This window comes from Candidatus Villigracilis sp., from assembly GCF_057083605.1.
In genome coordinates, this window is sequence record NZ_JBXMTI010000010.1 from 1 (window position 1) to 12,488 (window position 12,488).

At 51.5% G+C, this 12,488-nt stretch carries 5 protein-coding genes and 1 pseudogene; 4 read left to right on the top strand and 2 right to left on the bottom strand.

Features of this window, described 5'->3' with window-relative positions; all coding sequences use genetic code 11:
* Together AC14M5_RS01760 and AC14M5_RS01765 are read right to left on the bottom strand one after the other, a co-directional pair.
* Positions 1 to 264 (bottom strand): sensor histidine kinase (locus AC14M5_RS01760; protein WP_484027902.1); only part of this gene is annotated, 264 nt, incomplete at its 3' end.
* Positions 265 to 286: 22 nt separating this feature from the next.
* Positions 287 to 646, bottom strand: a complete 360-nt coding sequence (locus tag AC14M5_RS01765; RefSeq protein WP_484027903.1) for an ATP-binding protein — start codon at positions 644 to 646, stop codon at positions 287 to 289.
* A 372-nt stretch (positions 647 to 1,018) separates the two neighbouring features.
* Here AC14M5_RS01765 and AC14M5_RS01770 point away from each other — a divergent pair, with 372 nt between their 5' ends.
* The 4 genes and pseudogenes from AC14M5_RS01770 to AC14M5_RS01785 all read left to right on the top strand — a co-directional run.
* Complete coding sequence (locus tag AC14M5_RS01770; RefSeq protein ID WP_484027904.1) at positions 1,019 to 8,650, top strand: SpvB/TcaC N-terminal domain-containing protein; 7,632 nt, start codon at positions 1,019 to 1,021, stop codon at positions 8,648 to 8,650.
* Between the two features lie 199 nt (positions 8,651 to 8,849).
* Positions 8,850 to 8,972 (top strand): annotated as a pseudogene (locus tag AC14M5_RS01775) (zinc-ribbon domain-containing protein); the annotation flags it as partial.
* Positions 8,973 to 9,023: 51 nt separating this feature from the next.
* Complete coding sequence (locus tag AC14M5_RS01780) at positions 9,024 to 10,055, top strand: peptidase associated/transthyretin-like domain-containing protein (protein ID WP_484027906.1); 1,032 nt, start codon at positions 9,024 to 9,026, stop codon at positions 10,053 to 10,055.
* 70 nt (positions 10,056 to 10,125) lie between these two features.
* On the top strand, positions 10,126 to 12,488 hold a 2,363-nt coding region (locus tag AC14M5_RS01785), incomplete at its 3' end, for a peptidoglycan-binding protein (RefSeq protein WP_484027905.1).

Below are 12,488 nucleotides of genomic sequence, written 5' to 3' on the forward strand. Positions count from 1 at the left end.
TGCAAATGGAGTGATCTCCTCCATGACGCCGTTGACTAAATCAGCCACACGTACGTCAGCCGGCTTAAGTTGGACTTTTCCGGATTGAATATGAGCCTGGTCAAGTAAACGCGAAACAATTTCGTTGAGAGAAATCGCCGATCGAGAAATCGTCTCAACCATCTCTTTTGATTTCTCTGCGGGCAGTGGCAGTTTCAGCATTCCCGCATTTCCGATGATCACGCCCAAAGGAGTACGAAGTTCATGTGAAGCAATGCCCAACATCGCTCTGCTTCGGTACGCCTCTTCACGGGCCTCGCGGACTGCTTTCTCCTTCTGCCTGCAATTTGCAATACTGCCGGATCTCCCCCACGCGCGTGTTGGTATTGCAGACAATATCTGTTGATCCATTCTTTGAGAAACGCTTGCTTTGTATATCTCGCGCGGCTTGGACGCGTGCACGAATCGAATCAGAGGATTCACTCACTCGATCTGCACTCAACTTTTCATAATCTACTCTTGGCACTTCAATGTGAATATCAATGCGATCAAGAAGAGGACCAGAGATCCGCTTCTGATATTTCGTCACCAATGCATGCGCGCAGGTGCAGGGCTTTTGTGTATCATTCCAAAATCCACACGGGCAGGGATACACACAATTGGACATATTTTTCGTGCCTGATCAGGAATAGAAGAATTATTTTTAAGGTTTATTTCAATTCTTCCACCAAACTCACATGATACCTTTTTGGAGATTCAATGGAGAAGGCATCAAACAATACTACCGAACGAGCAGCCAGTAAGCGTATGAAAATGAAAGCCAGAGCAGTTACAAATAAATCACAAAAATTGACTGATGAATATCTTTGGGTTAGAATAACCATACAAAACGGGGAAAATTGCCTCAAATTGTCTACATCCAAATAATCCAAACTCATGGCGGGCAAGCAACGCAGTCTGCCGTCGAAGCCGCTGATTGATTTATCGGCGGCTTTTTGTTTTTCGGTCAATTCAGGAGTAAGGTCGGAAAGGTTGTCCAATGGAAGAAAAGGCGGACAGCCCAAAACAAAACGCAGGTCCACCTTCGGTGACGCTTCCCAAAGGTGGCGGTGCAATCCGCGGCATTGGCGAGAAATTTGCCGCCAACCCGGTAACAGGGACTGGCTCCATGTCAGTGCCGATCGCCGTCAGTCCCGGGCGTTCAGGCTTTGGGCCGCAACTGAATCTTTCGTACGACTCAGGCTCCGGCAATGGCCCATTCGGGTTCGGTTGGAGCCTTGCGCTCCCCTCGATCACACGGAAAACGGATAAAGGGCTGCCCAAGTACCAGGACGCGGAAGAGTCGGATGTCTTTATCCTATCAGGCGCCGAGGATTTAGTGCCGGCCCTCAAAGATGACGGGGATCGGTTCGAAGATGAAACCACCTCACCAGAATTCATCATCCATCGCTACCGCCCGCGTATCGAGGGGCTTTTTGCACGCGTCGAACGTTGGACGCGCAGGGCAGACGGCGACATGCACTGGCGCTCCATTTCCAGGGACAATATCACCACATTATATGGAAAAACACCCGAGAGCCGCATCTTCGACCCATCTGATAGTACTCACATTTTCAGTTGGCTGATCTGCGAGAGGTTCGACGATAAGGGCAATGCGATTATTTATAAGTACGCCGCGGAGGATTCTGCTGGTGTTGATCGATCTCAAACCCATGAGCGAAATCGCACGGATCAAGGACGTGCAACCAATCGTTACCTCAAACGAATCCTGTATGGAAATCGCACTCCGAACCGTGATGCCGATTGGAAGGTCACCGACCCTACTTTGATAACGGATTGGATGTTCGAAGTCGTTTTCGACTACGGCGAACACAATCGAGATAATCCCCAACCGAACGAGGCTGGAGAGTGGCTCTTCCGTCACGATCCTTTTTCATCTTATCGCGCTGGGTTTGAAATTCGCACCTATAGATTGTGCCAGCGTGTTTTGATGTTCCATCATTTTCCAGGCGAAGCAAATGTCGGTCCGGACTGCCTGGTGCGTTCGACCGACTTTGTATATCGAAACATTCGCAATAACCCTGACGATCTCAAGCAGGGCCACCCAGTCGCCTCGTTCATCGCTTCTGTCACGCAAAATGGATATAAACTCCAGTCGGGGGGAAGTTACCTCAAGAAATCACTGCCACCCGTTGAATTCGAGTACAGCCAAGTGCCGCAACCCGAGCAATTTTCCGAGTTGCCAATCCAGGTTGTTGACGAGGAAAGCATCGAAAACCTGCCCGCAGGATTGGACGGCGCGGCTTATCAGTGGATGGACCTGGATGGTGAGGGCACCTCCGGCATCCTCACTGAACAGGCGGACGGCTGGTATTACAAACGCAACCTCAGCGCGAATAACCAGGTAAGAGAAAATGGACAGGAGCACACAATCGCCCACTTTGGCGCAACAGAAGTCGTCGCGAAAAAACCTGCAGGTGGATTGAATGGCGGCGCGCAATTCCTTGATCTGGCAGGTGATGGCCAGGTGGATCTGGTGCAGATGGAAGGTTCCGCGCGCGGTTTTTACGAGCGCACGGGCGATGCGGACTGGGTATCTTTTCAGCCTTTTGACTCATGGCCTAATTTAGATACTCGCGACCCGGGCTTGAAGTTCGTTGACCTGACGGGCGACGGCCACGCGGACCTCCTGGTCACCGAAAGCGAAGCGCTGACCTGGTATCCGTCATTGGCGGAGGAAGGTTTTGGACCGGGGGTCCGCCTGAGCCTGGCGCTGGATGAAGAGAAGGGACCGCGGCTTGTCTTTTCCGATGGTACACAATCCATTCATCTTGCCGACCTATCGGGCGATGGGCTGAGTGATCTCGTCCGCATTCGCAACGGCGAGGTGTGTTACTGGCCCAATCTTGGATATGGTCGCTTCGGAGCCAAGGTGACAATGGACAACGCGCCGTGGTTCGACGCGCCCGACCAGTTCGATCAAAAGCGGATCAGACTGGCAGACACGGATGGGTCCGGCACAACAGACATCCTGTATCTTCGGCGCGATGGAGTCCAGATTTATTTCAATCAGTGCGGCAACCGTTGGAGCGATGCAGTTACCCTGCCGCAGTTCCCTGCCATTGACAATATCGCCTCGGTGCAGATGGTTGACCTTCTGGGGAATGGCACGGCCTGCCTGGTCTGGTCGTCGCCCCTGCCAGGCGATGCTCACCGACCGATGCGTTACATTGCGCTGATGGAGGAAAAGCCGCATTTACTTATCGAAGTGAAGAATAACCTCGGCGCGAAAACAACCATACATTACGCGCCTTCGACAAAGTTCTATTTGAACGACAGGCGGGATGGCAAACCGTGGATCACACGCCTGCCTTTCCCTGTGCATGTCCTGGAACGCGTAGAGACCTATGACCACATCAGCCGAAATCGTTTTGTGACGCGTTATGTCTATCATCACGGATACTTCGATGGCGAAGAGCGCGAGTTTCGCGGCTTTGGCATGGTGGAACAATGGGATACAGAGGAGATTGGTACTCTGGCAGCATCAGGATCGATCGCCAACGATGACACAAACTGGGATGCGGCTTCGTATATTCCACCTGCTTACACACGCACATGGTTCCATACAGGAGCCTATATCGAAGATGGAAACATATCCAAACAATTCGAACACGAATATTATCGCGAGGGGGATCCGAGTTTGGGCGAGGGAGATTTGACCGATGCCCAGTTTCAAAGCATTTTGCTGCCCGATACGGTGTTGCCAGATGATTTGACTGCTGAAGAAACTCGCGAGACTTGCCGGTCGCTCAAAGGTGCAATCTTGAGGCAGGAAATCTATGCCCTCGACAAGAAACCTGATGGAACACCAACTGAGAAATCGGACAGACCTTACAGCATCTCAGAGCGCAACTACACCATCAAGCGGCTCCAACCGAAGGGAATCAATAAACATGCTGTCTTCCTCACGCATGCCCGCGAGCAGATGGATGTTCACTACGAACGCACTTTGGTGAATGTGGATGGCAAACAACGCGCCGACCCGCGCGGGAGTCATGCCATGACCCTGGAAGTGGATGACTTCGGAAATATATTACGCGCGCTCGCCATCGGCTATCGGCGACACGATTTTCCGGGTGTGGTTGTGTCCGAACAAAAAGAAACGCATATAACTCTCACGGCCAATCGCTTTGCGAATCGGCCCGATGAGGCGGACTGGTATCGAATCGGCTTACCAGTGGAAACCCGCACCTATGAGATCGTGAAACCGCCGGAGCCAACGATACATGACATATTGGTTCAATTGTTCAAGTTCGAGCAGATGGTCACGCTCACGAACGGGTTATTCCCATTGGATCTGGATAACCCTGATGAAAGCAAAGTATGGCCCTATGAAAAATGGGATTGGCGTAACAACCCATCCAATGCACCCGCTGAAACACGGCTGCGTTTGATCGAGCATGTCCGCACGTTGTATCGAAAAGATGATTTGACCGCATTCCCGCCACTCGGCGATATTGAGTCGCTGGCACTGCCTGGTAAGAGTTATAAGCTTGCCTTCACGCCGGGGCTTCTTGCACAGACCTATGGTGGCGCGCGGGTAGCAAACCAAATGCTGGCTGATGATGGCCATTATTTTCAGGAAGAAGGTGATACGAACTGGTGGATTCCCTCCGGGCAGATCTTCCTTTCACCGGACACGAACGATTTGCCGCAACAGGAACTTGCGTACGCACGCGCCCATTTCTTCCTGCCGCATCGTCATCGCGATCCGTTTCATACCGATGCGGTCCGCACAGAGACAATCATTCGCTTTGATACGCACAACCTGTTGATACGAGAGACACGCGATGCTCTTGAAAATGCAGTGATCGCAGATAACGATTATCGCGTGCTGCAGCCTTATCAGGTCACGGACCCGAACGGCAACCGCGCGCAAGCCACATTTAATGCGCTGGGCATGGTGACTGCGACTGCAATCATGGGCAAAGCAGGAGAGGACAAGGGAGACTTTATTGATAATACCTTTGAGCTCGATCCCACTCTCCCGCAACTACAGGCCTTCATAAAAGACCCGCGCGGGAACGCGCAGGGATTATTGAAAACAGCCAGCACACGCATCCTCTATGATCTCGACCGGTACCAACGCTGTGGTCAGCCGCTGTTCGCGGCGATCTTGGCGCGTGAGATTCATTCAAGGGATTCGGGCGGAGACAATTCGCCCATTCAGATTCGCTTCGGGTATTCGGATGGCTTTGGGCGCGAGATCCAGACCAAGGTCCAGGCAGAGGTGGGCGAGGCTCCACAGCGCGCGGCAGATGTCCTACTTCCATCAGGCGATATCAAGCCAGGCGATCTCCTGCGCGATGTCAATGGAAAAATCATTCGGGCAAATTCCGGACGACGCTGCGTCGGCACGGGACGGACAGTCTATAACAACAAGGGCAAGCCGATCAAGAAGTACGAACCGTTTTTCAGCAGTACGCATCTATATGAACCCGAAGCGGATATGACCGACACTGGCGCGACGCCAATCCTGTTCTATGATCCGCTCGAGCGCGTTATCGCTACACTGCATCCGAATCACAGTTGGGAGAAGGTGGTCTTTGACCCGTGGCAGCAGGCAACCTATGATGTGAATGACACGGTCACGTTCGATCCCAAAACGGATGCGGATGTCGGCTCGTTCTTCAGCCATTTGCCAGATGCAGATTACAAGCCGACTTGGTATGAGAAGCGTATCAGTGGAGGGATGGACAGTGAGGAAAAGAGCGCCGCAAAGAAAGCCGCGCGCCACGCGGACACACCGACTGTTGCACACTTCGATTCACTAGGCAGGACCTTCCTCACTGTCGCGCACAACAAATTCGAGCGGAATAACGCGGTCGTTGAGGAAAAGTATCCGACGCGCATTGTGTTTGATATTGAAGGCAATCAACGCGAAGTGATTGACGCCAAAGAGCGCGTCGTCACGCGCTATGACTACGACCTGCTCGGCACGCAGATTCACTCGATCAGCATGGATGCGGGCGAACGCTGGGCCCTGGGTGATGTGACAGGCAAGCCGCTCTACACCTGGGACAGCCGCGGCTTTATGCGGCGGATGATCTATGATGAGTTGCAGCGACCTACGGAACTCTTTGTCACTGAAAACAACGTTAGGCGTTTGGCAGAACGCACGGTTTACGGCGAGGCGCAGGGCGATGCAAATAATCACAGGACGCGTACCTATCAGGTCTTCGATGGCGCAGGTGTGGTCACCAATGCAGCCTACGACTTCAAGGGGTACCTGTTACGCGGGGAGCGCCAGCTCCTTCAGAACTACAAGGACGAAGTGGATTGGAGCCAGTCTCCCTCGCTTGAAAGCGAGACTTTCACCAGCAGCACGACATACGACGCGTTGAATCGTCCCGTGACTTTGACTACGCCTGATAATAGCGTGATCAAACCAAACTATAACGAAGCCAACCTGTTGGAGCAGTTGCACGTCAACCTGCGCGGTGCGGGAACGGAGACGCCATTCGTCACCAACATAGACTATAACGCGAGGGGCCAGCGCGATTTGATTGAATATGGAAACGGTGCGCGTACTGATTACGAATACGACGAGCAGACCTTCCGCTTGAAGCGCCTCATCACGACACGCCTGACAGACAACAAGCGTCTACAAGATTTGAGCTACACCTACGATCCAGTCGGAAATATCACTGCCATTCAAGACGACGCACAACAGACGATCTTCTTCAACAATCAAGTGGTGAGGGCCAGCGCTGAGTACATTTACGATGCACTTTATCGCCTCATCAGCGCGGATGGACGCGAACACATCGGGCAAAATACGAACGCACAAGTTGACCATGACGACTCGCCGCGTATGAACCGACCCTTGCCCACCGATGGACAGGCGATGCGCAATTATCGCGAGAATTACGAATACGACGCGGTCGGCAATATTCTCAACATGATCCATCAAGCCGCTGATGGAGATTGGACGCGCCGCTACCAATACGCAGATGACAGCAACCGCCTCTTCAGCACCAGCCTGCCTGGTGACCCCGATGCGGGGCCGTATTCAGCTAAGTATCAATACGACGAGCATGGCAATATGAAAGCAATGCCGCACTTGCGCGTGATGGAATGGGACTTCAAAGGCCAACTGCACGTCACACAACAGCAGACAGTCACCAATGGCTCGGGTGAACGAACCTATTACGTGTATGATGCTTCGGGGCAGCGCGCCCGCAAAGTGACCGAACGTACGGACGGCTCGCGCAAGGAAGAGCGCATTTGTCTGGGCGGCTTTGAGATTTATCGCAAATACAATGGCGCGACAGCAGCAGTTGATCTTGAACGCGAAACCTTGCACATCATGGACGACAAACAACGCATCGCACTCATTGAAACGCGTACGCAAGGCAACGACCCTGCGCCACAACAACTCATTCGTTATCAATTTGTCAACCATCTTGGCTCGGAGAGTTTGGAGTTGGATGAAAGCGCGGCGGCGATCTCTTACGAGGAATATTATCCTTACGGAAGCACATCGTATCAGGCAGTGCATAGTGGCATTATGGTGAGCTTGAAGCGGTATCGCTTCACAAGCAAGGAGCGCGATGAAGAGAGCGGACTGTATTACCATGGGGCACGCTATTTCGCGCCGTGGTTAGGGAGGTGGGCAAGTTGTGATCCAGCAGAAATGGTAGTTGGACAAGGTCATTATCCATATGCCAGAAATAACCCTTTGCGGTTCATTGACTCCCTGGGATTACAGGCCGAGGATCCAAGCAGCCCCCCTGACTTCATGGGTGATACACCGGCGCTGATCACATGGAAAGCCGAAACTTCACCAATAGCTCCACTTGGCTCACGTAGTTCGAGATTCTTACTTAATGCGCGCGTCTCTGAAAAAATCTGGCATTCTGAACCCCGATTTTTTCTGGGGCAACCGACATATGGTTGGCGTTCTGAATTTCTTGCGACAGTAGGAGCGACAATACCAGTCTCCAAGAAAAAGGATATCAACATCGAATATGGCTATGGCTTGTTCGATGCTGACCCCAGTGGTCCCTTGGCAAGAATCGAGAAACAGCAAATGGGGGTAATCTCGATATCCGGAAAGCACCTACGCTTTTCAACCTGGAACGACGTCCTTGCACCTAATTTTCTAGGTCATCCTCCTGGCTATGATATGACCGATCAAGCAAAAACTGGCGGTGGCAGCTTATTCTTGAAACAGAATCGTTATCTGCCGTTTGGTTGGAGTTTGGAGGAGGTAGGAGTCGTTGTTGCTGTCGGGACGGACATACCTCACCGTGCCCATACGACGATAGAGAAGGGGAACGCACCCTTTTCCTTGCGCGCGCCTTTTGGAAACGTGCGATCTCTAAGCAGAGAAACATATGTTACAGATCCAAATCTATCTCGCGGGGATTTATTTTTGAGTGCTAATTTTCGGAATCGCACAGGGCTGCAAGTTAGGGGGGTTATGGGAATTAACAGCGCCACCGTGCAGGACACATTTCAGGGTCAATTGATCCATTATGAGTTCATGAAATTAAGTATTCCTGGGTTGAAACGTGGAGGGGATCCAATTCCAAGATTTTCCAACAGGGGCCAGCAAGAACCCTTTATAGGCATAACTATCAGCTACCAAAATGTTCCAAAAAATTGATACAAAAGAGGTCCGCTATGAAACCATCAACAGAAGATACACAACCCAGAAAGAGTCATTCATCACAAGTCACTCGTTGCTCCAATTACGGGCAGCCGCTGCTGGCACGAGAGGCAGTCATATGAGAACGGATAATGGAAAAGCCTTAGCCACCAAACACTGAAACTCCATAAAAATCTCAGCAAAGAGAAGAGCCACCATGCAACCATCACTTGGAAATTCCCAATCCAAAAAGAATCACGAATCTCGAGTTATACGCTGCCCGAATTGCGGGCACCATAATCCTTCCGGCCAAAAGTTTTGCGGCACTTGCGGGAGTTCGCTGCAAGAGCAAATTGCAACACAGCATAACGTCAGCGCTCCAGTGGCCCTCATGGCGAAGTCCCATAGGCAGTCAAAACGCATACCTGTTGCCATTAGCGTGGCAATCATTACAGTTATCGGCACGATCATTGTCGCGGTAATCAATCTAGTTCATCCACTGATCAATAGTACCAGTTCTGGTTCTGGAGAGATCACCATCATTGCACATGTCACCAATCTAGATGACAACACCGCCATAGTCAATGCTCAGGTGCTTGTTCTCGCCAAGGGAGTTTCCTATATCGCCTATACAGATACGCAGGGCATCGCGGCATTTACGATTGACCAGCCGGAGAAGGGAAATACACAGGTGTTTGTTCAGGCTGCCCAGTATGTTGCTTATGATGCGAATGTTCCACTCGAGGGAGATCAAAATTTTGATATTCCGTTAACGCCTGAAGGCAGCGGCGATCATCACGTTATTGTGCGTGTGGTTGATAACAACACAGGAGCGCCTCTCGATGGCGCCTCCGTCGTTCTAACAGAGAATGGAAGTATCTTCAGCCAGCCAACAGATTCCAACGGGATTGTAAAATTCGTTGTGCCATTTACCAGCAGTTTGCTTGATGCGCAAATCCAGGTCAGCACAACAAGTTTCAAGACCAATCAACAGAACGTCACCTTGCGGCCTGAAATGGTTCAAGACATTCGTCTCGACCGTTCTGCAAACACATTTCAGGTTGCTGATTTCCAACCTTCTGGATCGATATCTGCTGTTTCTGCCGACCCGAGAACGATCACATATGGTCAATCGCTGGCGGGCGTCATCACCGCACCTGGGCAGGTAAATGTTTACACCTTTCAAGGAAAGGTCAATGACGCTATTTTAATCAGACTAACACCAACAACTCCAAACATGTTCGCGACAATCCGCTTGTTTGGATCAGACGGTAAGGAACTGACTTATGGTAATGGGGCTGCCAGTAGCTTCAATGTGACCTTTACTCTGCCAACGTCAGATATCTATAAATTTACTGTTGAAATGGGCAGTCTAGGGTCAACTACTGGCGCGTATGGGTTGAGTCTCCAAAAGACAAATTAGTTCGCGTTTAATACAACGGAAGCCAGTGGCTTCAAAAGTACCGCCTGCTGAAATTGAACGGAGGTAGACCATGAAAAAGCTGAAACACAATAGCAGAGACTTGACGACCAAGATGCGCGGCGAAGATGTCAGATTGCTCCAGGACAAATTGCGACAGTTGGGATTCATTGTCGACGATAAAGGTGCGAGCTTTGGCAAATCCACGGAACAGGCGGTCAAGGATTTTCAAACTCAACACGGCCTGCCGCCAACAGGCATTGTGGATGCCGAGACCGCGAAACAAATGGACGCAATGCTTAGCAGGCTGTCCTCCTCAGGCGGAACCAAGCCACCTCCTCCTGAGCCAGAGCCACTGCCGATCCGGATTAGCATTCACGGCCAGGTGCGCCAGGCGGACGGCACACCTTTCCCCAGCGTCGATGTACGCGCCATCGATAAAGGTTTGATCGGTCAAAAGGAGCTGGGCAGGACGAAGACAGACAGTGATGGGCAATATACCATTACGTATGAACCGAGCGCAGTCCTGAGTGGCAAAGGCGGCATGGCAGATCTGATCGTCCAGGTCCTGGATAAAGCCGGTGAAGTGCTCGTCTCATCACAAACCATATTTAATGTGCAACAAGATCAGACCGTGGATTTGATGGTCGGTGGCGATATCTATAAAGGTCCAACGCGCTTCGATCAAGATACAGAGGTTCTGTCGCCATTACTGGATAAGACTCAACTCGGAGGTCTGACAAAGGACCAGATCGCGTTTCTTTCAGAAAAGACCGGGATCGATCAGCAGGAAATCACCTGGCTAAGTGTCGCAGAGCGGCTGTCGAAGGAAGCCAACCGTTCCGACCTTTCGCCTGATGTATTCTATGCTTTCTGCCGCGAAGGATTGCCGACGGATTTGCCCTCCCTGCTCACGCAAAGCCCACAGGTGCAACGCGCTGCGCTCGAGTCTGCACTGGAGAAGAACCTCATCCCGCTCGGTCAACGACCCAAGCTGGATCAAATCATGACAGCACTATCTGAAGCGATTGTGGATCAGGCATTCCAATCTCCAGGCGAGGGTCGTGCTCCACTCAGCGACTTGTTGGGCACTGTCATCAAAGATCAAACCAATGATCGAACAAACATGAGAACCTTCCTGAAACTGTATGTGAATCGCACAGGAACGATTGAAGAATTCTGGACGAGTTTGCGAACGAACGATGTCTTCAAAGATCAGGTTGATAACATCCAGTTGACCCTGCAACTCGGCATGCTGACCCAGAATCACGTGCCTCTGGTGGAGGAGCTACAGCGCAGCATGTTGGGACCTGTAGCGGGCCCTAAAACTTCCCTGCGCGACCTGGCGAAAAAGGATGAAGAAGATTGGAAGAGCCTGATGAATAGGCAAGTCAATGGGAAGGTCATTGGGTTTCCACCCGGCGTGCCGGGCAAGGATGATGCCGAGCAGCGGGATAACTATGCGCGGATCATGGCGCGCATGCTAGCGGATGCCTTCCCCAAGACCGCGATTGCAGGACGGATCGCAAAAGACAATCTGCCGAATAATACCGATTGGCAGACATTCTTTGATAACAACCCGGCCTTTGAATTCGACAAAACTTACATTGAAGCTTACCTGAAACAAAATCCCGACGCTCTGAAAGGGACAAGCGCAGGCTTCAAAAACCAGCTCAAAGCCATGCAACGCGTGTTCAAGCTAACGCCCGATTACAATGAGATGAAAATATTGCTGGATGATGGTCTGCACTCAGCCCAGTCCATCATGCGCATGGGGCAATCTATTTTCATCAACAAATACAGCGCGGCATTGAGTGCCCCGCGTGCCAGGGCGATTTACGAGAACGCCTCCTGCATCACCGCGATGGCATTGAACCTGTACGGGCGCTTTGGAAGCTTCAACACGATTGGGATGCAGGTGTTGCCAAAGTACACTTCGCCAAACGGGAATAGCGCGCGTGCGCTGACCGAGTCAACCGGGACCGATGTCATTATCCCTGATTGGGAGACACTGTTCGGCTCTCTCGATCTGTGCGCCTGTGAGGATTGCCGCTCGATGTACAGCCCGGCAGCTTATCTGGTGGACATACTTAATTTCTTGAGCGATCGCAATCTGATCGATCATATCAACGATGATGGCAGTGTTGCGTTTCAACAAAGATCTGCAAAAGATGTTTTATTCGAACGCAGGCCTGACCTGGGCGAAATAGATCTAAACTGTGAGAACGCGTTCACGCTGTTGCCGTATGTGGACTTGCTGAATGAAGTGCTTGAAAACGCGGTCTCGCCGGGAACAGCGCAGCCGGCTCATGAGCGACAGACGAAGGCCACACTGGAGGATTTGGAGGCTAATCCACAATACCTAAATGTTGGTGCATACGACGAGGTTTTGAGCAAACAGGTATATCCCTGGGGATTGCCGTTTGATTTATGGTC